21 protein-coding genes are annotated in these 21,622 nt (G+C 69.2%); 13 read left to right on the forward strand and 8 right to left on the reverse strand.

What is annotated here, in order from left to right:
• Window positions 1-6 precede the first annotated feature (6 nt).
• Complete coding sequence (locus JM664_RS02460; RefSeq protein WP_227418301.1) at window positions 7-1,005, reverse strand: DUF808 domain-containing protein; 999 nt, start codon at window positions 1,003-1,005, stop codon at window positions 7-9.
• Window positions 1,006-1,096: 91 nt separating this feature from the next.
• Window positions 1,097-1,870, reverse strand: a complete 774-nt coding sequence (locus tag JM664_RS02465) for a potassium channel family protein (RefSeq protein WP_227418302.1) — start codon at window positions 1,868-1,870, stop codon at window positions 1,097-1,099.
• A 135-nt stretch (window positions 1,871-2,005) separates the two neighbouring features.
• Here JM664_RS02465 and JM664_RS02470 point away from each other — a divergent pair, with 135 nt between their 5' ends.
• Entirely contained in the window at window positions 2,006-2,977 is a 972-nt protein-coding gene (locus JM664_RS02470) for an MDR/zinc-dependent alcohol dehydrogenase-like family protein (protein ID WP_227418303.1), read from the forward strand.
• A complete protein-coding gene (locus JM664_RS02475) occupies window positions 2,974-3,990 on the forward strand; it encodes a Gfo/Idh/MocA family protein (RefSeq protein WP_227418304.1) in 1,017 nt (338 codons plus the stop codon). Before JM664_RS02470 ends, JM664_RS02475 begins: the two co-directional genes overlap by 4 nt.
• On the opposite strand, the gene JM664_RS02480 is transcribed toward JM664_RS02475, so the two are convergent.
• Complete coding sequence (locus JM664_RS02480; RefSeq protein ID WP_227418305.1) at window positions 3,965-4,228, reverse strand: hypothetical protein; 264 nt, start codon at window positions 4,226-4,228, stop codon at window positions 3,965-3,967. The two genes, JM664_RS02475 and JM664_RS02480, sit on opposite strands and share 26 nt — an antisense overlap.
• A gap of 168 nt (window positions 4,229-4,396) precedes the next feature.
• On the opposite strand from JM664_RS02480, the gene JM664_RS02485 reads away from it, so the two are divergent.
• The 11 genes from JM664_RS02485 to JM664_RS02535 all read left to right on the forward strand — a co-directional run bounded on the left by JM664_RS02485 (window position 4,397) and on the right by JM664_RS02535 (window position 16,026).
• Window positions 4,397-5,500: an NAD-dependent epimerase/dehydratase family protein gene (locus JM664_RS02485; protein ID WP_227418306.1), complete on the forward strand. Its 1,104-nt coding sequence runs from the start codon at window positions 4,397-4,399 to the stop codon at window positions 5,498-5,500.
• Window positions 5,497-7,509 (forward strand): NAD-dependent epimerase/dehydratase family protein, encoded by a 2,013-nt coding sequence (locus tag JM664_RS02490; RefSeq protein ID WP_227418307.1) that lies wholly within the window; start codon window positions 5,497-5,499, stop codon window positions 7,507-7,509. Before JM664_RS02485 ends, JM664_RS02490 begins: the two co-directional genes overlap by 4 nt.
• Window positions 7,506-8,615, forward strand: a complete 1,110-nt coding sequence (locus JM664_RS02495) for a glycosyltransferase family 4 protein (protein WP_227418308.1) — start codon at window positions 7,506-7,508, stop codon at window positions 8,613-8,615. The genes JM664_RS02490 and JM664_RS02495 overlap by 4 nt, the downstream gene beginning before the upstream one ends.
• A 5-nt stretch (window positions 8,616-8,620) precedes the next feature.
• Window positions 8,621-9,751, forward strand: coding sequence for a CgeB family protein (locus tag JM664_RS02500; protein ID WP_227418309.1), 1,131 nt, complete (start codon window positions 8,621-8,623; stop codon window positions 9,749-9,751).
• Complete coding sequence (locus JM664_RS02505; protein ID WP_227418310.1) at window positions 9,748-10,836, forward strand: CgeB family protein; 1,089 nt, start codon at window positions 9,748-9,750, stop codon at window positions 10,834-10,836. The genes JM664_RS02500 and JM664_RS02505 overlap by 4 nt, the downstream gene beginning before the upstream one ends.
• The gene (locus JM664_RS02510) at window positions 10,833-11,954 is read left to right on the forward strand and encodes a CgeB family protein (protein ID WP_227418311.1); all 1,122 of its coding nucleotides are present in this window, start codon (window positions 10,833-10,835) and stop codon (window positions 11,952-11,954) included. Before JM664_RS02505 ends, JM664_RS02510 begins: the two co-directional genes overlap by 4 nt.
• A complete protein-coding gene (locus JM664_RS02515; RefSeq protein ID WP_227418312.1) occupies window positions 11,955-13,001 on the forward strand; it encodes a UDP-glucuronic acid decarboxylase family protein in 1,047 nt (348 codons plus the stop codon).
• A complete protein-coding gene (locus JM664_RS02520) occupies window positions 13,001-13,741 on the forward strand; it encodes a TIGR04290 family methyltransferase (protein WP_227418313.1) in 741 nt (246 codons plus the stop codon). The genes JM664_RS02515 and JM664_RS02520 overlap by 1 nt, the downstream gene beginning before the upstream one ends.
• A gap of 27 nt (window positions 13,742-13,768) precedes the next feature.
• Window positions 13,769-14,818, forward strand: a complete 1,050-nt coding sequence (mgrA, locus tag JM664_RS02525) for an L-glyceraldehyde 3-phosphate reductase (RefSeq protein ID WP_227418314.1) — start codon at window positions 13,769-13,771, stop codon at window positions 14,816-14,818.
• Window positions 14,819-14,967: 149 nt separating this feature from the next.
• Complete coding sequence (locus JM664_RS02530; RefSeq protein ID WP_227418315.1) at window positions 14,968-15,579, forward strand: nucleoside/nucleotide kinase family protein; 612 nt, start codon at window positions 14,968-14,970, stop codon at window positions 15,577-15,579.
• Window positions 15,580-15,654: 75 nt separating this feature from the next.
• Complete coding sequence (locus tag JM664_RS02535; protein ID WP_227418316.1) at window positions 15,655-16,026, forward strand: hypothetical protein; 372 nt, start codon at window positions 15,655-15,657, stop codon at window positions 16,024-16,026.
• 7 nt (window positions 16,027-16,033) lie between these two features.
• Here the strand turns inward: JM664_RS02535 and JM664_RS02540 are convergent, their stop codons facing one another.
• From JM664_RS02540 to JM664_RS02560, 5 genes are read right to left on the reverse strand one after another with little or no spacing between them, the layout of a single operon-like run.
• A complete protein-coding gene (locus tag JM664_RS02540; protein WP_227418317.1) occupies window positions 16,034-16,327 on the reverse strand; it encodes a hypothetical protein in 294 nt (97 codons plus the stop codon).
• A complete protein-coding gene (gene nrfD, locus JM664_RS02545; protein ID WP_227418318.1) occupies window positions 16,327-17,352 on the reverse strand; it encodes an NrfD/PsrC family molybdoenzyme membrane anchor subunit in 1,026 nt (341 codons plus the stop codon). The genes JM664_RS02540 and nrfD overlap by 1 nt, the downstream gene beginning before the upstream one ends.
• A complete protein-coding gene (locus tag JM664_RS02550; RefSeq protein ID WP_227418319.1) occupies window positions 17,349-18,197 on the reverse strand; it encodes a 4Fe-4S dicluster domain-containing protein in 849 nt (282 codons plus the stop codon). The genes nrfD and JM664_RS02550 overlap by 4 nt, the downstream gene beginning before the upstream one ends.
• Window positions 18,194-21,373, reverse strand: a complete 3,180-nt coding sequence (fdh, locus tag JM664_RS02555; RefSeq protein ID WP_227418320.1) for a formate dehydrogenase — start codon at window positions 21,371-21,373, stop codon at window positions 18,194-18,196. Before fdh ends, JM664_RS02550 begins: the two co-directional genes overlap by 4 nt.
• Window positions 21,370-21,615, reverse strand: a complete 246-nt coding sequence (locus tag JM664_RS02560) for a hypothetical protein (protein ID WP_227418321.1) — start codon at window positions 21,613-21,615, stop codon at window positions 21,370-21,372. Before JM664_RS02560 ends, fdh begins: the two co-directional genes overlap by 4 nt.
• Window positions 21,616-21,622 lie beyond the last annotated feature (7 nt).

Genomic DNA, 21,622 nt, shown 5'->3' on the forward strand with positions numbered 1-21,622 from the left:
GCGAACTCAGTGCGCGCCGCCCGACGCCCTCGCCGGCGACAGGCGGTTCCAGAGCGGCGCGACGATGCGCCCGACGACCGGGATCAGCAACGCGCCGAGGATCAGCCCCACCACGCCCGAGCCTGCCGCCGTCACCAGCCAGCCGACGAAACCGGGGACCACCGGCGCGCGGTGCGCCACCCATTCCGATGCATCGTGCAGGACGTGCTCGATGCCGTCCACTCCGAACTCCTCCAGACCGTGGACGACGATGCCGCCGCCGACCCAGACCATCGCTGCCGTTCCGACCGCGGCCAACAGCTTGAGGAAGTGGGGCATGCCCACGACGAGGCCGCGTCCGATCCCGCGGGAGATCCGGCCCAGCAGATTTTTTGCGCGGCTGGCGGCCATCGCGACGCCGATGTCGTCGGCCTTCACGATCAGCGCGACCGCGCCGTAGACGACGAAGGTGACCCCGACGCCGACAATCGCCAGGACGGCCGCACGGCTCCAGAATCCGCCCTCCGGAATCGCGGAGAGCGTGATCGCCATGATCTCGGCCGAAAGGATGAAGTCGGTCTTGATGGCGCCCGCGACCTTCCGGTCCTCCAGCACCGAAGGGTCGGCCGGCTTCGGCACGACCTTGGCCTCATGCTCGTGCGCCTCGTGCGGGAAGAGTGCCTCATAGATCTTCTCGGTACCCTCATAGCTGAGGTACGCGCCCCCCAGCATGAGCAGCGGCGTGATCGCCCAGGGCGCAAGCACGCTCAGCGCCAGCGCCGCGGGCAGCAGGAAAAAGATCTTGTTCTTGAGCGAGCCGACCGCGATCTTGCGAACAATGGGCAGTTCGCGGGCGGCGGCGAAGCCCACGACGTAGCGCGGCGCAACGGCCGCGTCGTCGATCAGCACGCCCGCCGACTTCACGCCCGCCCTGGCCGCCTGTCCGGCAACGTCGTCCACCGAGGCAGCGGCCACCTTGGCCAGGCCCGCCACGTCGTCCAGCAGCGCAAGAAGTCCTGTGCTCACCCGATGCTCCCCTCAGTCCCGTTGCGCCCGTTCCGCATGCCGGCGTGGCGCAGGAACCCGCGTCGGCGCCGCAAGGTTTCACCCGCCGCGCCTAGAAGACGCCATCCGTCTCGATGTGCAGCGTCACGCCGCAATGCTTGCAGTGAACGGCGTCGATGTCATGCACCATCAGACCGCAGCGGGGGCATTCGTGCCGCACCTTGCTCGGGCGAAAAAGAACCTGCGCCAGCCGCAGGAAGAGCGTGACGCCAAAGATCATCACCGCGACCGACAGGAGACGCCCGCCAGTTCCGTCCAAGGTGATGTCGCCGAACCCGGTCGTGGTCAGCGTCGTGACCGTGAAGTAGAGCGCGTCGGCATAGTTCGCGATGTCCGGGTTTGTCTGGTGCTGCGTCGCATAGATCATTCCGGTCATCACGAAGAGGAAGACGAGGAGGTTGACCGTTGCCAGAAACACCTCCTCCATGCGGCGGAAGAATCCGAAGTCACGCCTGAGGCGCGACAGCAATGCGTAGCTGTGCAGCAGCCTCAGCGTGCGGAGGACACGCAGGAAGCCCACCCCCTCGCCCAGCATCGGGGCGAGGAACGACACCGTGGCCGCAAGGTCGGCAAGCGTCACCGGATGCAGCAGGAATCGCCCTTTTCGCCTGTCGATGGCGAAGCGCGCGACGAGGTCGGCAAGGATCACGAGACCGAACAGGATGTCGAGGACCAGGAGGACCGGCCCTCTTGGCGTAAAGGACGTGGCGACGACGAACACGATCGTCAGGACGTCGAAGGCGATCAGCGCGTAGCGGAACCGGTGGCTGCGCTCCGAATGCCCTTCGTAGAGATCCCTGATCACGTCGGTCCTGCTGCTGGCCATGTGCCCTCCCCGGCGGGTCCGCAGCGCATTTGAGACCGCCCCGGCATCGAATGTCCACCGACACGGCAAGCGGGTCTGGCCATTCGGCGCGCCATGCGTCACATCCGCCGCGGATAAAGGAGGAGCGGAGGGACGATGAGCGACGCCAGCGCCACAATGCGGGCCGCCGTGGTGACGGGTCCGGGCGAGGTGGAGGTTCGGACGGTGCCGGTCCCGCAGCCGAACCCCGGCCAGGTGCGGGTGCGTCTGAATGGCTGTGGCGTCTGCGCCTCGAACCTCGGGCCTTGGGCGGGGCCGGACTGGATGGAGTTTCCCACCGCCCCCGGCGCGCTGGGACACGAGGGATGGGGCGTCATCGACGCGCTCGGCGAGGGCGTAAGCGGGCTTGCTGTCGGCGAGCCCGTGGCGGCGCTCAGCTACAATGCCTACGCCGAATACGACATCGCCGCCGCCGGTGCCGTGGTGCCGCTGACCGACGAACTCGGCACCATGCCGTTCCCCGGCGAGCCACTCGGCTGCGCGATGAACGTCTTCGCGCGGAGCGACATCCGCGCGGGCCAGACGGTGGCGGTCGTCGGAGTGGGCTTTCTCGGCGCCCTGCTCACCCGGCTCGCCGCCGAGGCCGGTGCGCGGGTCATCGCGATCACGCGCCGGCCCTCGGCGCTGCGGATCGCTGGCGAGATGGGCGCGGTCGAGACGCTCGCGCTCGACGATCACTGGCAGATCATCGAGCGGGTGCGCGATCTGACAGGCGGCGACTTCTGCGACCGGGTCATCGAGGCGACCGGCCTGCAGTGGCCGCTCGATCTCGCCGGCGAGATCACACGCGAGCGCGGGCGCCTCGTCATCGCCGGCTATCACCAGGAAACGCGGCAGGTGAACATGCAGCTCTGGAACTGGCGCGGGCTCGACGTGGTGAACGCGCACGAGCGGGACCCGGCGATCTATGTCGATGGCGTGCGGCGGGCGGTGGAGGCGGTCAGGGCCGGCCGGCTCGACCTGAGCGCGCTGCCGATGCGGCGCTATCCGCTGGAGAGGCTGGGCGATGCGCTGAACGATACGCGCGACCGGCCCGACGGCTTTCTCAAGGCCTGGGTGGCGCTGTGAGCACGCGTCCGCGGCTGGGCTTCGTCGGCGTCGGCTGGATCGGCCGGCACCGGATGGAAGCGATGCTCGCCACGGGCGCCGTCGAGGCCGTCGCGATCGTGGATGCGGACCCGGAGGCGGCGAGCGCGGCGCAGGCGCTCGCGCCCGACGCACACGTGCTGGCGTCACTCGACGAGGTGCTGGACCTCGGCGTCGACGGCGTGGTCATCGCGACGCCGAGCGCCCTGCATGCGGACCAGACGCTGCAGGCGCTGCACTCCGGCGCCGCCGTATTCTGTCAAAAGCCGCTCGGCCGGACGGAGGACGAGACGCGCGCCGCGGTCGACCTGGCGCGCCACCGGGACCGCCTGCTGGGCGTCGATTTCTCCTACCGTTTCACGGACGGCATGCGCCGGATCGCCGAGATCGTCCGCGGCGGCGAGATCGGGCGCGTCTATGCTGCCGATCTCGTCTTCCACAACGCCTATGGGCCGGACAAGCCGTGGTTCCGAGACCCGCGCCTTTCCGGCGGCGGTTGCGTCATGGACCTCGGAATCCACCTCGTCGACCTCGCGCTCTGGCTGCTCGACTTTCCGGCCGTCGAGGACGTGCAGTCGGACCTGATGGCGCAGGGCGCGCCGCTGGCTGATCCGGCGGCACAGGTCGAGGACTATGCGGTCGCCACGCTCCGCCTTCGTGGCGGGTGCGTCGTGCGGCTCGCCTGCTCGTGGAACCTGCCCATCGGCCGCGATGCCGAGATATCGGCAGCCTTCCACGGCACTGCGGGTGGCGTCCGCCTCGGCAACGTCGGCGGGTCGTTCTACGATTTCAAGACGGCGCGCTACCGCGGCACCGCAGTCGAGACGCTTTGCACGCCGCCGGACGATTGGGGCGGGCGTGCGGCCGCCGACTGGGCGCGGCGGCTGGCAGCAGGCGAGGGCCACGACGCGGAGGCGGAGCGCCTGATCGACGTGGCCCACGCCATCGACGCGATCTATGCGGACGCGGTCAGTCGCGGGAAACGAACTTGTTGAACCGGCTGGTGCCGCCGCCCTTCGTCTCCTCCTGATAGAGGAAGGCGAGCTTGTTCTCCTCGAACAGATCGAAGAAGCGGTCCCACTCGATCTTCTCCAGGTCCTCGTCGGACTCGTCAAACTCGATCCTGAGGATCCCGCCCTCCCCGGTGCCCTTGACGTGGGCCGGATAGCCGCCGCGCGCCTCCGTCCATTTGCGGATCTGGTCATGGTCGGTCGTGGTCACTGCTTCGGACATCGTTTCCTCCTGATCGCGATTTTCACTCGAACGCGCTGGACGTGTCGCCGTTCCGGGCCGCGCCCGGGGGAAATGGCTGGAGCAGGAACCATTCAGGAGCATCATCGTTGTTGCTCCAACCGCAACGCTCGGATGCGGAAGCGATAATTGTGTGCGAGAGGGGTGGGGATGAAGACGGTGCTCGTGACGGGCGGCTATGGGTTCATCGGCCGCTATGTCATCAGGGAACTTCGGGAAAACGGCTATGACGTCCGCGTTCTCGACGCCCTGATCGAACAGGTCCACGGGCCAGGCGCGCGCAAGGACGGCGGCGAGGTCGACTTCATCCATGCTGACATTCGCGATGCCGATGCCGTCGCAAAGGCGGTGCGTGGCGTCGACGCCGTCATCCATCTGGCGGCCGAGGTCGGTGTCGGCCAGAGCATGTACGAGATCGAGCGATATGTCGGCGTCAATGAGCTTGGCACCGCCAACCTGCTGCAGGCGCTGATCGACAATCCGGTCGAGACGCTCGTCGTCGCCTCGTCCATGAGCGTCTATGGCGAGGGCCTCTACGAGACGGCGGACGGCACCCGCGTCGGCAATGCCCGGCGCAAGGCGGCGCAGGTCAAGCTCGGGCTCTGGGACCCGGTCGGTCCGGAAGATGCGCGCCTGACGCCTGTTCCGACGGATGAGACCAAGCCGGTCGACCTCGCCTCCATCTACGCGCTCAACAAGTTCGCACAGGAGCGAGCGTGCCTGCTGGTGGGCGAGGCCTATGGGATGAACGCCGCTGCGCTGCGCCTCTTTAACGTCTTCGGGCCAGGTCAGGCGCTCTCCAACCCCTATACCGGCGTCCTCGCGAATTTCGCCTCGCGCCTCGCTAACGGACAGCCGCCGCTGATTTTCGAGGATGGTGCGCAGCGTCGGGACTTCGTGCATGTCCGCGATGTCGCCCTTGCCTTTCGCCTCGCGCTCGAGCGGCCACGCGCGGCCGGCGAGGTCATCAACGTGGGAAGCGGCAACGCCTACAGCATCGCCGAGGTGGCCCGTCTGCTGGCCGCGGCGATGGACCTGGGGATCGAGCCCGAGATCATGAACAAGGCCCGCGCCGGCGACATCCGCAACTGCTACGCAGACATCGGCAAGGCGCGAGATCTGCTTTATTTCGAGCCGCGCTTCCGACTGCAGGACACGCTGGGCGAGCTGGCCGACTGGGTCGCCGGCGAGGGCGCGACCGACCGTAGCGCCGACATGCGGCGCCACCTCGAGGCGCGGGGCCTCGTTTCATGAAAAGCGCTCCCGCCAAGGAGCCCGCATTCGGTTTCGTCGACTGGTTCCGTCCGGGCGAGTACGAGCGCACCGAGCAGGTTCTGGAGGGCCTCGTCGCCTCCGGGACGACCTACCTGCGCACCCACCTGTCGTGGGCCGAGTTCCATGCCGCCGGAGGTCAGGACTGGTACGACTGGCTGCTGCCCAAGGTCGGGCGGGACCTGCAGCTTCTGCCATGCGTGCATTACACGCCGCCCTCGCTGTCGCGGAACGGCCGCACCAGCGGCGCGCCGCGACGCCTCCAGGACTACGCCGACTTCATCGACATCGTGCTGACGCGCTACGGCGAGCATTTTCGCGAGGTCGAGCTCTGGAACGAGCCGAACAACCTGCTCGACTGGGACTGGCGGGCGGACACTGAATACTACGCCTTCTGCGAGATGGTGGGCGCGGCGGCGCACTGGGCGCGCGAACGCGGCTGGCGCACCGTCCTGGGCGGGCCGAGCCCGTTCGACCCCTACTGGCTCAACCTGATGGGCGAGCGCGGGCTACTCGACGTCATGGACGCGGTGGGGCTGCACGGCTTTCCCGGCACGTGGGAGAGCGACGAGGGCTCGTGGAGCGGCTGGGGTCCCCATATCGCGGAGATGCGCGAGATCCTCGATCGCTACAAGCCCGAGACGGAGATCTGGATCACCGAGGCGGGCTATTCCACCTGGCGCAACGACGAGGTGGAGCAGGTGCGCCACTTCCTCGCGGCGCTCGATGCGCCTGCGGACCGCCTCTACTGGTATAGCTGGCGCGACGTGCCCCATGACGTGGCGGTTCAGGAAGGTTTCTGGTTCGACCCGAGGCACTATCACCTCGGAGCGGTAGAGTCCTCTGGCCGGCCAAAGCTGCTGGGGCGCCTCCTCGCGGACGGTGGCATCGCCAAGCTCCGCGGGCTTGCCACCGTCGCCGCGCCGGCGCTGGGACAGCGGACCCATCCCGTCGCGATCACCGGCGGCGCAGGCTTCATTGGTTCAAATCTTGCCGATGCCCTCCTGTCGGACGGGCACGAGGTTGTCGTGGCGGACGCGCTGCGGCGGCCAGGCGTCGAGGAAAACCTCGAATGGCTGATCGAGCGGCACGGAACACGGGTGCATCCCGCGCTGGTCGACATACGCGACCGGCACGCGCTGGCCCCTGCCCTGTCGGACGCCAGCGCCGTATTCCACCTAGCGGCGCAGACAGCGGTGACGACCAGCCTTGCCGACCCGGTGGACGACTTCGAAACCAACGCCCGCGGCACGCTCAACGTGCTGGAGGTCGTGCGTGCCCTCAACCGGCGGGTTCCGGTGATCCTGTCGAGCACGAACAAGGTCTACGGCGCGCTGGATGATCTCGCCATGATCGAGATGGACGACCGCTACATCCCCGAGGACAAGGCGCTGCGCGCGCACGGAGTCGATGAACGCCGGCCGCTGGACTTCTGCACACCCTACGGCTGCTCGAAGGGCGTCGCCGACCAGTATGTGCTGGATTACGCCAAGTCCTACCGCGTCCCGGCGGCTGTGCTCCGCATGAGTTGCGTCTACGGCCCACGGCAGTTCGGAACCGAGGATCAAGGCTGGGTCGCCCACTTCCTCATCAGCGCGATGCACGGACGGCGGATCGACGTCTTCGGCAACGGGAAGCAGGTGCGCGACGTGCTGCACGTGCGTGACGCGGTGGCCGCCTACCGCGCGGTGCTCGACAAGATCGGGTCAGTGAATGGGCGCGCCTTCAATCTCGGCGGCGGGACGCACAACGCGGTCAGCCTGCAGATGGTGCTGCGCGAGATTGGTCGCATCCTCGGGCATGAGCCCCATGTTGCCCACGGCGACTGGCGCGCCGGGGATCAGCTCTACTTCGTCGCCGACACGCGGCGGCTGAGGGAAGCCACCGGCTGGTCACCGCAGGTCGCCTGGCGCGACGGCATACGCGACCTCGCGAAATGGCTGGAGCCGCGGCGCCGCATCACGCGGGAGGATGCGAGGTCACTGGCATGACGGCGCCGCGCCGGATGCTGATGACGCTCGACGCCGTCGGCGGAGTCTGGCGCCATGCCGTAGACCTCGCTCGGGCACTCTCGGCACACGGAAGCGAGGTCGTGCTGGCGGGGCTGGGCCCGGCGCCGTCCGACGCGCAGCGGGCCGAGGTGGCGGCGATCCAACGGACGACGCTGGTTTGGCTGGACCAGCCGCTCGACTGGATGGCGGAGGATGAGCAGGCGCTTGCGGCGGTGCCCGAGGCGCTCGCCCGGCTGGCGCGTGAGCGGCAGGTCGACCTTGTCCACCTGAACCTGCCGTCCCATGCGGCGCAACTGCGTCCCCTTTTGCCCGAAGGGACGGGATTGGTGGTGGCCTCCCATTCCTGCCTCGCCACCTGGTGGGAGGCCGTGAAGGGCACCTCCCTTCCGGAAGCGTGGCAATGGCACCGAGAGCGCGAGCGCAGGGGCCTCGCTGCCGCCGATGCCGTGCTCGTTCCGAGCCGGAGCCACGGCGAGGCGCTCACGCGCATTTACGGACGGATCGGCCGGCTCCGCGTCGTTCACAACGCTACGTCACCCGCGGCGCCGGCCGAAAAGCGGCCTTTCGTCATGGCCGCCGCGCGGTGGTGGGACGAGGGCAAGAACGCGGCCCTGCTCAACGAGGTGGCTCGGCGGGTCGAGTGGCCTGTCGTCGCGGCGGGAGCGATCGAAGAGGGCCAGGGCCAGCGGGTCCGAATGCCGCACGTCGAGACGCTCGGCGAGGTGCCGCACGCGGAGGCGACGCGGCTTCTGGCGGAGGCGGCGATACTGGTCTCGCCGTCGCTCTACGAGCCATTCGGCCTGGTCGCGCTGGAAGCGGCGAGCCGCGGGGCGGCCCTGATCCTCTCCGACATACCGACCTACCGCGAACTCTGGTCGGAGGCCGCGGTCCTCGCGCCGCCTCGCGACGCCCAAGCCTTCGCCGCCGCGGTCTCGCGCGTGGCGACCGACGGCGCTCTGCGCGCGGACCTGTCCCGCCGCGCCCTCGAACGCGCCGCGCGGTTCCGACCGGACCTGCAGGTGGCGCAGGTGCTGGACGCCTATGCCGCGGCCGGCGCCATACACCCTCTTGCGGTCAGCATGTGAGCCACATGAAGTTCCTCTTCTACACCCATTCCCTCGTCTCCGACTGGAACCACGGCAACGCGCACTTCCTGCGCGGCGTGATGCGCGACCTCATCGCGCGCGGCCATGAGGCGCGCGCGCTTGAGCCGGAGGACGGATGGAGCCGCCGCAACCTCGTCGCCGACCAGGGCGATGCTGCGCTGTCTCGCTTCCGACACAACTTTCCCGGGCTGCGGTCGGAGACCTACGACGACGCCTTCGACCATGAGGCGGCAGCGAGCGAGTCGGACGTCGTCGTCGTGCACGAATGGACCGACCCTGGGCTGGTCGAGCGGCTGGGCCGGGCGCGGCGGAGCGGCAGCCGCTTCACCCTACTCTTCCACGACACCCATCACCGGGCTGTGTCGGCCGAGCGTTCGATCGCAGACCTGATGCTGCAGGACTACGACGGGATTCTGGCCTTCGGCGAGACGCTGCGGCAGCGCTACCTCGCCTCGGGCTGGGGCGAACGCGTCTTCACCTGGCACGAGGCTGCAGACGACCGGTTATTCCGGCCCGATCCCAAGGCGGAGCGCACGGGCGACCTCATCTGGATCGGCAACTGGGGCGACGGCGAGCGCAGCGGCGAGATCGGTGCGTTCCTGATCGATCCCGCCCGAAAGCTCGACCTCACCGGCGCCGTGCGCGGTGTGAGATACCCGCCCGAGGCGCTCGACGCGCTGGCCGGAACACGGCTCGCCTACGGCGGCTGGATCGCCAATGCCGACGTTCCCGCCGCCTTTGCCCGCCACCGCGTCACTGTGCACATCCCGCGGCGGCCCTATGTGCGCTCTCTGCCGGGCATCCCCACGATCCGGCCCTTCGAGGCGATGGCCTGCGGCATCCCGCTGATCTCGGCACCGTGGAGCGACAGCGAGGGTCTGTTCCGCGAGGGGCGCGACTATCTCGTGGCACGGGACGGCGAGGAGATGACGCGCCGCCTCCGGGACGTGCTGCAGGATCGAGATCTCGCCGCCGCGCTGGCGGCATCAGGTCTCGAGACGATCCGCGCGCGGCACACCTGCCGCCACCGTGTCGATGAGTTGCTGGAGATCCTCGCGCGGCACGGGACCGCGCATGTGCGCGAGGCGCTGGCCATCGCGGAGGCGACGGCATGAGAATCGCGTTCTACGGCTCCAGCCTTCTCTCCTCCTACTGGAACGGTGCGGCGACCTATTACCGCGGTCTGCTGCAGGCGCTGGCCGAACAAGGGCACCGGATCACCTTCTACGAACCCGACGTCTACGACCGGCAGAAGAACCGCGACATCGAGCCGCCCGACTGGTGCGAGGTCGTCGTCTACGACGGCACGATGGCCGCGCTGCACGCCGCGGCCGCACGCGCCGCCGATGCCGACATCGTCGTAAAGACGAGCGGCGTGGGCTTCGAGGATGAGGCGCTGCTTGATGCGGTGATGGCGGCGGCGCGCCCCGGCGCCACGCGCATCTTCTGGGATGTCGACGCGCCCGCGACCCTGGCGGAGATGCGGGGCGACGCGGCGCACCCGCTGCGACGGGCGCTGCCGGACCTCGACGCGGTGATGACCTACGGGGGCGGCGCGCCTGTGGTGGACGCCTACATTGCCCTCGGCGCGCGTGCCTGCGTGCCGATCTACAACGCGCTCGACCCCGCGACGCACCACCCGGTGCCGCCCGAGCCGGAGTTCGCCGCCGATCTCAACTTCCTCGGCAACCGCCTGCCGGACCGCGAAGAGCGGGTCGAGCGCTTCTTTTTCGAACCGGCCTTGCGGCTGCCCGGCGCGCATTTCCTGCTCGGCGGGTCGGGCTGGCAGGACAAGCCCATGCCGGGCAACGTCAGCTATATCGGCCACGTTCCAACCATCAGCCACAACGCGTTCAATTCCAGCGCCAAGGCGGTGCTGAATGTCAACCGTGCCAGCATGGCCGAGACCGGCTTCTCCCCTCCCACCCGTATCTTCGAGGCGGCGGGCGCGGCCGCCTGCCTCATCACCGACGCCTGGACCGGGCTCGGGCAGTTCCTCGACGAGGGGGAAGAGGTGCTTGTCGCACGTGACGGCGACGACGTGGTGGAGATCATGAGAGGTCTCACGCGCGAGCGCGCGGCCGGGATCGGCGAGCGGGCGCGCCAGCGCGTGCTGCGCGACCACACCTACGCCCGCCGCGCCGAGCAGGCGGCGGCCGTCTTCCGCGACCTCCGCGCCCGACGGGAGGCGATGGTATGACCCGGCTCGTCATCCTCGGCCTGTCGCTGTCCTCGTCGTGGGGCAACGGCCACGCGACCACCTACCGCGCCCTCCTGCGCGGGCTCGATCGCCTCGGGGTCGAGGTGCTTTTCCTGGAGCGCGACGTGCCGTGGTACGCGGCGCACCGCGATCTTGCGGCGCCCGAGTTCTGTCGCCTCGCCTACTACGGCGACCTTGAGGAACTCGAGCGCGACCACGGTAGCGACATTGCGGCCGCCGATGCCGTCATCGTTGGCTCCTATGTGCCGGATGGTCCGGCGGTGATCGACCTCGTCCAGCGCCTGGCCCGGCGCAGCGCATTCTACGACATCGACACGCCGGTCACGCTGGCGAAGCTCGGGAGGGGCGACGAGGAGTATCTGGCACGGCGGCAGATCCCGGGCTTCGACGTCTACCTCTCCTTCACCGGCGGACCGATTCTCGACCGGCTCGAGCGCGCGTTCGGCGCGCGCCGCGCCGCCGCACTCTACTGCTCGGTCGACGAGACGCGATACCGCCCGACAGGCGGCGAGATGCGCTGGGATCTTGGCTACCTCGGCACCTACAGCCCCGACCGGCAGCCGACGCTGGAGCGGCTCCTGATCGAGCCGGCACGTCGCCTGCCCGACCTCAGCTTCGTCGTGGCGGGGCCGCAATATCCGGGCGACATCGACTGGCCGGAAAACGTGGAGCGGCTGGATCACGTGCCGCCCGAGGAGCATGCCGCCTTCTATTGCCGGCAGCGCTTCACGCTCAACGTGACGCGCGCGGACATGATCGCCGCCGGATGGTCGCCGAGCGTGCGGCTCTTCGAGGCAGCGGCCTGCGGCACACCGATCGTCAGCGACTGGTGGGAGGGGCTCGACTCGCTCCTGCCCGACGGCGAGGCGCTCGCCCTCGCACATGGGCCCGAAGACGTGGTCGCGGCGCTGACCCGGACCCCGGAGGCGGCGCGGCACGCGATGTCCCAGGCAGCGCGAGAGCGCGTGCTGGAGCATCACACCGGCCACGCCCGCGCGCGCGAGTTGCTCGACCTCCTGAAGGTCGGCGCGACGAACACGGAACACCGGCACGCGGCAGAAGCCGTCCCCGGCGGCAGACGAGCGGAAGGAAGATGAATGGCTAGGATGCAGAATGGCACGGTCATCTCGAACGGCAACGGTGCGCCGTACGTTTCGGTCGTGGCCGGAGGCGCGGGCTTTCTCGGCTCGCACCTCTGCGAGGCGCTGATCGCGTCGGGACATCAGGTCATCTGCGTCGACAGCTTCGTCAGCAGCTCGCGGCGCAACATCCGTAGCCTCGAATCATCGCCGGACTTCCGGCTCTTCGAGGCGGATGTCTGCGAGCCGCTGGGCCTCCGCGGTCGCGTCGACCGGGTCTACAACCTGGCCTGCGCCGCCTCGCCGCCGCGCTACCAGGCGGATCCGATCCACACGATGACGACCAGCGTCGTCGGCAGCCTCAACCTCCTGCGCCTCGCCGAAGCGCGCGGGGCGCGCTACCTGCAGGCCTCGACCAGCGAGGTCTACGGCGACCCGGAACAGCATCCGCAGTCCGAGAGCTATTCCGGTCATGTCAATTGCACCGGCCCGCGCGCCTGCTACGACGAGGGCAAGCGCGCGGCCGAGGCGCTCTGCTTCGACTTCCTGCGGCTCGGACGCGTAGACGTGCGCGTCGCGCGCATCTTCAACACCTACGGGCCGCGGATGCAGCCGGACGACGGCCGCATCGTGTCGAACTTCATCGTGCAGGCGCTCTCTGGGAAGCCGATGACGATCTACGGCACTGGCGAACAGACGCGCTCATTCTGCTACGTCTCCGACCTCGTGCGCGGCCTGATGGCGCTGATGGAGGCGCGGCTGCCGCACGAGGGGCCGGTGAACCTCGGCAACCCGGACGAGCACCGCGTCCTGGAGTTCGCCCGAATTGTGGCCGACCTCGTCGGAGCACGAAATGCGGTGCGCCACGAGGCCCTGCCGACCGACGACCCCCGCCGCCGTTGCCCTGACATCTCGCTCGCGCGCGAGCTGCTGGGATGGGAGCCCACGGTTTCGCTGCGGGACGGTCTGCGCGAGACGATCGAGTGGTTCCGGTCAACCGAGGTCGCTTCGCACCCGCATGATCCTGCGCCCGAGCAGCGCATGGCCGCCACGGCGGGCAAGTGATGGCGGACCCTCGACTCAAGGAGCAGATCCGCGAGCTGGGGCCGTGGTTCCACAACCTCGACATCGGCGGCGTCGCGACCGCGCCCGACCACTTTCTCGGCGACTATCCCGCCTTCAAGTGGGAGGGGTTCCGCCATGTCCTGCCTGACGACCTCAACGGGGCGAGCGTGCTCGACATCGGCTGCAACGCCGGCTTCTACTCGCTAGAGATGAAGCGGCGCGGGGCCGGCCGCGTCGTCGCGCTTGAGCCCGACCCGCACTACCTGCGGCAGGCGCGATTCGTCGCCGAACGGACCGGGACCGAGATTGAGTTCCGGCAGATGACCGTCTACGACGTGGGCCAGCTCGGGGAGCGTTTCGACCTCGTGATCTTCATGGGCGTGCTCTACCACCTCCGCCACCCGTTGCTTGCGCTGGACCTGATCCACGACCACGTCGCGGACGACCTGATGCTGTTCCAGACGATGCAGCGCGGCCCCGATAGCGTCGCGCCGGTCGCGGAGGACTATGACTTCGACAAAGTCGGCCACTTCGACGCGCCGGATTATCCCAAGATGCATTTCGTGGAACACCGCTATGCAGGCGACCCGACGAACTGGTGGGTTCCCAATGCGGCGTGTACGCAGGCGATGCTGCGCAGCGCGGGCTTCGACATTCTCGAGACGCCCGAGCCCGAGGTCCATCTTTGCCGTCGCGCCGGGCGCAGCGCTTCGGACCGCCTAAGCGTCTCGACGCGCTGAGGCGGCCGCCCAGGCGAGAGAGGACAGATGCGCTACGAACCCGATCCCGATCGCTACAAGCGGATGGTCTACCGCCGTTGCGGCAATTCGGGGCTGAAGCTCCCGGCGATCTCGCTCGGCCTGTGGTACAATTTCGGCGCTGACACGGCGCACGAGCGCAAGCAGGCGATCGTCCGCACCGCCTTTGATCACGGCATCACCCACTTCGACCTCGCCAACAACTACGGCCCCCCGCGCGGCAGCGCAGAGGAGGCATTCGGCGAGATCCTGAGGACCGACCTCGCGGGTTATCGCGACGAGCTGATCGTCTCGTCGAAGGCCGGCTACGACATGTGGCCGGGGCCTTATGGCGAATGGGGCAGCCGCAAGTACCTGATCGCTTCGTGTGATCAGTCGCTGAAGCGGCTCGGCCTCGACTATGTCGATATCTTCTACTCGCACCGCTTCGACCCCGAGACCCCGCTCGAGGAGACGATGGGCGCGCTCGACCACATCGTGCGCTCGGGACGTGCGCTTTATGCGGGGATCAGCAGCTACAATTCCGCGCGCACGCGCGAGGCCGTGGCGATCCTGCGCGACCTCGGCACGCCCTGCCTGATCCACCAGCCGAGCTACAACATGCTGAACCGCTGGTTGGAGCGGGACGGGCTGAAGCAGACGCTGGCCGAACTCGGCGTCGGCTCGATCGCCTTCACGCCGCTGGCGCAGGGGATGCTGACCTCGAAATACCTCGACGGCGTGCCGGAAGATAGCCGGGCCAGGACACGCGGCTCGCTCCGGCAGGAGATGCTGAGCGAGCGCGCCATCGCCAACATCCGCAAGCTGAATGAAGTTGCGCAGGCGCGGGGCCAGACGCTGGCGCAGATGGCGATTGCCTGGGTGCTGCGCGACGGCGGCATGACCAGCGCCTTGATCGGCGCCTCGCGTCCGGAGCAGATCGTCGATTGTGTCGGCGCGATCCGGAACCTGGAGTTCACGGACACGGAGCTGGCGGAAATCGACCGTTACGCGGACGAGGAGGCGATCAACCTCTGGGCGCGTTCTGCCGAGCAGACTGAGGGCGCCGCCGAGCGCTGACGCCTCGCGATTCGTCCGCGTGTCGATTATGGTGACGCCGATGCAGCGAGGCAGGGACGCTGGAGTCGCGATGCGCCGCAGGTTTTTCAGATCGCCCGAGACGGCTGTCGCCGGAACCTCGATCCGTGCGGCCTGAGCCCCAGCCCGCCATGGATCATCTGGACGAGATCGTACGCCGCATCGGTGCACTCGACCGGACAGCGGGCCGCACGCTCGTCGCCGTTGCCGGGCCACCGGCGTCAGGCAAGTCGACTCTGGCCGAACGACTGGTGGATCGGCTGGGCGAGCGCGCCATCCTCGTGCCGATGGATGGCTTTCACCTCGACAATATCGTGCTCGAGCGCCGCGGCCTCCTCGCGCGCAAGGGCGCACCCGAGACCTTCGACGCGGACGGTTTCGCCGCGTCGGTCCGGCGCATCCGTACCGAGGCGGAGGTCGTGCTGCCCGCCTTCGACCGGGCGCGCGATATCGCCGTGGCGGGTCGCGTGGTCGTCGAGCCGCGGCACGAGGTGGTGGTCTTCGAGGGCAACTACCTTTGCTTCGATGCCGAGCCTTGGCGGACGCTGTCGGAGGTGTGGGACCTGTCGATATTCCTCGACGTGTCCGAGGCCGTCCTGCTCCAGCGCCTGGTGCAGCGGTGGCTCGATCACGGGCTGGCGCCAGACGCCGCGCGACGCCGGGCCGAAGAAAACGACATGCGCAACGCTCGGCTCGTGCTCCGCTCGCGTACGTCGGCGGACCTCGTCCTCACGGCCGGCTGATCTGCCGGCGGGTCACGACAAGGAACCTGCGCGCGCAGCCGGCATTGGTCCCCCGAACACCACCTGGAGGACAGCATGGAGTGGCAAGCGCTTGCGCGGAACTGGCCCTCGTTCTTTCCGGCGATCGAGGATCGCTGGCCGGATGCGGACGAGGCGGACCTGATCGAGATCGATGGCGATCGTGGGCGGTTCACCGACTATGTGGCACGGATCTCCGACACCTCGCGCGCCGACGCCGGCGACCAGGTCGAGGCGTGGCTGCTGGAGCTGACGGATGTCCCGCTCGACGTGCAGATGGACGATCGGCGCGACAACGCGAACATCAGCGAGAGCGCTCGATCGATTCCCGCGGGCGAGGATGTCTATTCCGAGGACGGGCGCTTCGGCAGCGGCGCCGATGAGGACGAGGGCGGCGGCCCCGTAAACCCCCTCGGCCGCACAAACTGAGCGACCGCTATTCGTCAATCAGGGCGCGCATCCCGTCCCGCACCTGCTCGAAGCGTCGCCGGTGCAGTCCGCTCAGCGGGAACTCCGCACCGTAGGCCATGCTGAGCATGGAGTTGGCGCGGTCGAGACAGCCGTCCGTCGCTCTGCCATCGCGGTGATATGAGAGGACGCGGTCGCGTACGTCGATCACCGACAAGGTCGCGGCGCGGGCATCCCGATGCGTCACGTCCGAACCACGCGCGAGCACGTGCTCCAGCCGCGCGACTGCCTCACGGGCGAGGCTTGCCAGATCCGCATCCATCAGCCGCTCCGGTCAAGGCGCCGCCGCCGCGGCAGATTGTGAGGCTGCGCGAAGCGGAAGCCTGTCGCGGGCCGTCGCGCCGCCCGCTTGCCCTGCTCGAGCATGTGATGCCGGAGGAGGAAACTGCCGGCGATGAGCGCCAGCGATGCACTCACGGCAAGCGGGGGACTGCGACTGGCGCGGCCCATGGCATAGGCGGCGAGCGGCAGCGCGCCCATGACGACCGCCTTGGTCGATCCGGATGGCTGACCGCCTTCGCCCGGACCCGGACCGACACCGGACGCGCGACGGCCCGCGGACGCTGCGAGGCTCGCCACGACATGGCTGGCGGCAGCACACGCCGCGACGTCCTCGAGGCGCCGCGCGCTCCCGCTGCGGCCACCGGCTCGCTCGCCCAGCGCCAGGGCGGCCGCGCCGGCGGCGACGGCGGAGGTGGCGAACTGGGCGCCGAGCCCACGCGGCGCCGCAGCCCAGTAGGGGTTGGATGTGGCGGACATCAGCGCGGCGGTGTAGGTTGCCGCCCCCGCTCCGCTGAGTGCCGCGCCGGCCTGCGCCACGTCAGCCACACGCCGGAGCGCCGGCCGACGGCGCATTGGGGCAAGATCACCCAAGGCCGAGACGGCAGTCGTGACGCCGAAGGCGCCCAGGATGTAGGTGCCGAGCGACATGGGCGAGGTCGGTCGCAGGATGCGGAGCATGTTGTAGAATCGCTTCGGGGTCTTGAGGTCGGCGATCAGCAGCGCGGAGCCCGCGGCCGCACCGGCTAGGCCGATGAGGTTGGCGTTGCGGCGGGCGCCGCGAAACACTTCTCGGTCGCGGAGGGAACCGAGAAACGACAGCGCCTGCGCCGCTCCGGCCGCCCCGGCGACCGCGATGTAGCCGCTGACCTTCCAGTCCCATTGCGGGTTCTTGAGCGCAGGCTGGCCATAATAGCTCTGGCCGTGCCAGGCGTCGGAGAGGTCGAGACGGCCCTGCGGGCCGTGCCTCCGGCGGGGATATTTCGGGAGCAAGGAAGGCACGGTCATCGGCGGGGTCCGAGCAGGGTCGCGGCGACGAGGGCGAGGCCGGCGAAGGCGGCGAGGCCGGTGCCGAGGGCGGGGGCGATGCGGTTGGCCGGGCGGGTCGGCGCGGCGGGGAAGTTGTAGACCTCCGGGCGGTCGAGGAGGAGGAAGAAGGCGTTCAGCTTCTCGATGCCGCCGGTCGCGCCGGGGTGGCCGGGCGCGCCGTAGAGGTAGGCGTCGGTGGTGCCGCGCTCGTGCAGCTCCGCCACGCGGTCCTCGGCGCGGGGGATCAGCTCGTCGAGCGGGCCGAACTGGATCGAGTCGGTGGGGCAGACCTTGGAGCAGGCGGGCGCCATCCCGCCCTTCAGGCGGTCGTAGCACATGGTGCACTTGTGCGCCTTGCCGTCCACGTCGTCGAGGTCGACGACGCCGAAGGGGCAGGCGGGGACGCAGTAGCCGCAGCCGTTGCAGATGTCCTGCTGCACCACGACCGTGTCGAACTCGGTGCGGAAGATGGCGCCGGTCGGGCAGGCCTCGAGGCAGGGGGCGGGGTCGCAGTGCTTGCAGACGTCGGACGACATGAGCCAGCGGCTCTGGAACTCCGGCGTCTCGCCGTCGGGGCGGTGGTCCATCTGCTCGATGAAGGCGACGTGGCGCCAGGTGGTGGCGGAGAGGTCGACGGTGTTGTCGTAGCTGAGGCCGGAGAGGCCGTCCTCTTCGGCCGGCAGCTGGTTCCACTCCTTGCAGGCGACCTCGCAGGCCTTGCAGCCGATGCAGACGGAGGTGTCGGTGAAGAAGCCGTAGGCGCGGCCGGGCTCGATCTCGGTGCCGGCCGTCTTGCGGGCCTCGTGCGGCAGGTCGAAGCTCATTCGGCGGCGATCCTCCGGTGCAGGCGGCCGGCGCGGACCGCGCAGGTGAGCGACTTGTTCTCGTGCATCGAGGTGTTGGGGTCGCCGACGGCGGCGGTCAGCACGTTGGCGATGTCGCCCGTGGCCTCCCCCTCCCAGCCGAAGTGCCAGGGCATGCCGACCTGGTAGATCCAGCGGCCGTCGAAGCGCAGCGGGCGCAGCCGCTCCGTCACCATCGCGCGGGTCTCGATGGCGCCGCGGGCGGTCGAAATGACGATCCAGTCCAGCGTCTCGACCCCGAGCTCGGCCGCGAGCTCCGGCGGCAGTTCGGCGAAGCCCTCGGGCTGCAGCTCGGCGGTGTGGGGGACGCCGCGGGTGGGGGTGCCGCCGCAATGATGCTCGGTCAGGCGGTAGGTGGTGAGGACGTGCGGGAAGCGCGGGTCCGGGGAGTCGTGCAGCGGGTTGTCGTCGCGGGCGAACATCTTGGCAACAGGGCTCTGCCGCTGGGCGTAGAGCGGGTTGCGCCCCGGGCTCTCCACCGGCTCGTAGTGCGTCGGCAGCGGCCCGTCCTTGAGGCCCGAGGGAGAGTAGATCGCGGCGCGGCCGTCCGGCATCATGATGAAGGGCTCGGCGCCGCTGATCGCGTCCATGCCGGTCGCGCCCTCCTCCCAGTTCGGCCGGTAGTCGGGGCGCTTCTCGGGCTCGAAGTCGATGGCGTCGGTGCCCTGCCATTCGCCCTTCGCCTCGTCCCACCAGACGAGGCGCTTCCGCTCCGACCAGGGCCGCCCCTCCGGGTCGGCGGAGGCGCGGTTGTAGAGGTTGCGGCGGTTGTCGGGCCAAGCGAAGGCCCAGCCGAGATGGCTGCCGGGGCCGTCCGGCCCGTCGGCCTTGCGCTCGCGGGTCTTGTTGAAGCCGGGATAGCAGCCCGAGTAGAGCCACGAGCCGCAGGCGGTGGAGCCGTCGTCCTTCAGCTCCTTGAACCCGCCGAGCTGCCGCTTCTCCGGCCAGGTGTAGCCGCTGATCTCCTTCAGCACGTCCTCGCCGTCGATGTCGCCGCGGGCGTTCACCACGTCGTAGTCCAGCGTCAGCGCCTGGATCGGCCGGTCGCGCTCGCGGTCGCTGCCCTCGTAGAGCGCCTTCATCCGCCGGGCGAGGTGGTAGGTGAACCAGAGCTCGGAGCGGCTGTCGCCGGGGCCGTCGACCACCTTGTCGTGCCACTGCACCAGGCGGTGGGTGTTGGTGAAGGTGCCGCCCTTTTCGCCGGCGAGCTCGGCGGGCATCAGGAAGACCTCCGTCCCGATCTCCTCGGGACGGATCTCGCCGTTGCGGACGGGGTGGCCCTTCTCCCAGAAGTTTGCCGCCTCGACCATGTCGGTGTCGCGCACCACCAGCCAGTCGAGCTTGGCGAGGCCGCGCTGGATCATCTGGCTGTTGGACCCGCCCATGACGACGTTCTGGCCCATGAGGAACAGGCCCTTCACGACGCCGTCGTTCATCGCCAGCGTGAGCGCGAGCTGGCTGTGGTCGCCGACGATCTTCGGCAGCCACTGGTAGCCCCACTCGTTATGCGGGCCGACCGCGTCGCCGTAATAGGCGCGCAGCAGGCTGGTCATGTACTTCGGGAAGTTGTTCCACCAGCCGGTCGGCATCGTCTCGTCGTCGAGGAACTGGTCGTAATGCCTGGCCTGCGGCTTGAAGGCGTTGGGCTGCGGCAGGTAGGAGGGCAGCATGTTGTAGAGCGTCGGGATGTCGGTCGAGCCCTGGATCGAGCAGTGGCCGCGGAGCGCGATGATCCCGGCTCCAGGCCGGCCGACGTTGCCGAGGAGCGACTGCACCAGGCCCGCCGAGCGGATCATCTGCACGCCGACCGTGTGGTGGTTCCAGCCGACCGCATAGGCGATGGCGCCGGTCCTCTCCGGTCCCGAGGCGTCGGCAATGGTGTCGGCGATCTTCAGGAACAGGTCCTTGGGGCAGCCCGTGACCTCCTCGACCATCTCCGGCGTGTAGGGCGCGTAGTGCCGGCGCAGGATTTGGTAGACGCACATCGGGTGCTGCAGCGTCGGGTCCTGCTTGGGAGGCGCGTCGGTCAGCCGGGTCGTCATCTCCGAGAAGGACTCGGCGGTGTTGAGGTAGTGCTCGGAGAGGGCCGAGGGCACGACCATCCCCTCGTACTGCCAGCTGTCGTAGTCGAAGGCGTTCTTCTTGTCGTTCCAGCCGGAGAACCGGCCGTCCTCGCGCTCGGACGGGCTCTGGAACCGCTCGTCGATGATGGTGGCGAGGTTGGTGTAGGGCAGCGCCCAGTCGCGCCACCAGAGGTCGTTCTCGAGGAGGTGCCGGATCACGCCGCCGAGGAAGGCGATATCGGTGCCGGTGCGGATGGAGGCATGGATGTCGGCCAGCGCCGAGGTGCGGGTGAAGCGCGGGTCGACGTGGATGACCTTGGCGCCGCGCTCCTTGGCCTGCATCACGAAGCGGAAGGCGATCGGATGCGCCTCGGCCATGTTCGAGCCCATGATCAGCACGCAGTCCGAGTTGGCGAGGTCCCACTGCGCCATCGTCGCCGCCCCCCGCCCGAACGATGCGCCGAGGCCGGGCACGGAGTTCGAGTGGCAGACCCGCGCCTGGTTCTCGATGAAGACCATGCCGAGGCCGGCGCCCAGCACCTTCTTGATGAGGTAGTTCTCCTCGTTGTCCAGCGTCGCGCCGCCGAGCGAGGCGATCCCCAGCGTGTGGTTCACCTTGGTTCCGTCCGGCAGCGCCTCGACGAAGGTCTCGTCGCGCGTCTGCTTCACCCGCTGCGCGATGCGCTCCATCGCCCAGTCGAGCGGCACCTCCTGCCATTGGGTGGAGTATGGCGCCCGGTACTTCACCTTGGTCAGCCGCGTCGGGCTCGCGTGCAGGCTGAAGAGCGTCGCGCCCTTGGGGCAGAGGGTGCCTTCGTTGATCGGGCTCTCGGGGTTGCCCTCGACGTGGATCAGCCGGCCCTCCTTGGCGTACATCAGCGTCGAGCAGCCGACGGCGCAGTAGGGGCAGACGCTGACGCCGACGTCATCGGCCTGGTCGAGGCGCGGGCGCAGGCGGTCCGACACATCGCTTCGCGCGGCGTCGGTGCGATGGTCCGCGCCGCGCATCTGCTTCGGCAGCGACCAGTTCCGCAGGAAGTGGCGGGCGCGTCCGCGGGTGCGCCCCGCCGTCACGCCGCCGCCTCCGCCCGGACGTCGAGCGCCGCGAGAGCCTTGCGCTTCGGTGCCTCCGCGAAATCCACCCGCACGCGCCGAGGCGAGAGTAGCGCAGGAAGGTCCTGCGGCTCTATCGACGCGCGGCGGTCGAGCAGGAAGAGGATTGACCGCCCGTCCAGTGTCGAGAGCCGGAAGCGGCTCTCCTGCACGACGGTGATGTAGCCGGAGATGTGCGGCACCGGGCCCTCGTCACGCTGCACCCGATGA

It is taken from the genome of Roseitranquillus sediminis, from assembly GCF_016918935.1.
GTDB lineage: Bacteria > Pseudomonadota > Alphaproteobacteria > Rhodobacterales > Rhodobacteraceae > Roseitranquillus > Roseitranquillus sediminis.

Excerpts from the sequence above, each read along its gene's own strand:
- JM664_RS02510 (WP_227418311.1), top strand. The coding sequence starts at position 10,833 with ATGACCCGGCTCGTCATCCTCGGCCTGTCGCTGTCCTCGTCGTGGGGC.
- JM664_RS02535 (WP_227418316.1), top strand. The coding sequence starts at position 15,655 with ATGGAGTGGCAAGCGCTTGCGCGGAACTGGCCCTCGTTCTTTCCGGCG.
- JM664_RS02465 (WP_227418302.1), bottom strand. The coding sequence starts at position 1,870 with ATGGCCAGCAGCAGGACCGACGTGATCAGGGATCTCTACGAAGGGCAT.
- JM664_RS02515 (WP_227418312.1), top strand. The coding sequence starts at position 11,955 with ATGGCTAGGATGCAGAATGGCACGGTCATCTCGAACGGCAACGGTGCG.
- JM664_RS02500 (WP_227418309.1), top strand. The coding sequence starts at position 8,621 with ATGAAGTTCCTCTTCTACACCCATTCCCTCGTCTCCGACTGGAACCAC.
- JM664_RS02520 (WP_227418313.1), top strand. The coding sequence starts at position 13,001 with ATGGCGGACCCTCGACTCAAGGAGCAGATCCGCGAGCTGGGGCCGTGG.
- JM664_RS02495 (WP_227418308.1), top strand. The coding sequence starts at position 7,506 with ATGACGGCGCCGCGCCGGATGCTGATGACGCTCGACGCCGTCGGCGGA.
- JM664_RS02485 (WP_227418306.1), top strand. The coding sequence starts at position 4,397 with ATGAAGACGGTGCTCGTGACGGGCGGCTATGGGTTCATCGGCCGCTAT.
- JM664_RS02470 (WP_227418303.1), top strand. The coding sequence starts at position 2,006 with ATGAGCGACGCCAGCGCCACAATGCGGGCCGCCGTGGTGACGGGTCCG.
- JM664_RS02505 (WP_227418310.1), top strand. The coding sequence starts at position 9,748 with ATGAGAATCGCGTTCTACGGCTCCAGCCTTCTCTCCTCCTACTGGAAC.
- mgrA (WP_227418314.1), top strand. The coding sequence starts at position 13,769 with ATGCGCTACGAACCCGATCCCGATCGCTACAAGCGGATGGTCTACCGC.
- JM664_RS02490 (WP_227418307.1), top strand. The coding sequence starts at position 5,497 with ATGAAAAGCGCTCCCGCCAAGGAGCCCGCATTCGGTTTCGTCGACTGG.
- JM664_RS02540 (WP_227418317.1), bottom strand. The coding sequence starts at position 16,327 with ATGGATGCGGATCTGGCAAGCCTCGCCCGTGAGGCAGTCGCGCGGCTG.
- JM664_RS02480 (WP_227418305.1), bottom strand. The coding sequence starts at position 4,228 with ATGTCCGAAGCAGTGACCACGACCGACCATGACCAGATCCGCAAATGG.
- JM664_RS02550 (WP_227418319.1), bottom strand. The coding sequence starts at position 18,197 with ATGAGCTTCGACCTGCCGCACGAGGCCCGCAAGACGGCCGGCACCGAG.
- nrfD (WP_227418318.1), bottom strand. The coding sequence starts at position 17,352 with ATGACCGTGCCTTCCTTGCTCCCGAAATATCCCCGCCGGAGGCACGGC.
- JM664_RS02530 (WP_227418315.1), top strand. The coding sequence starts at position 14,968 with ATGGATCATCTGGACGAGATCGTACGCCGCATCGGTGCACTCGACCGG.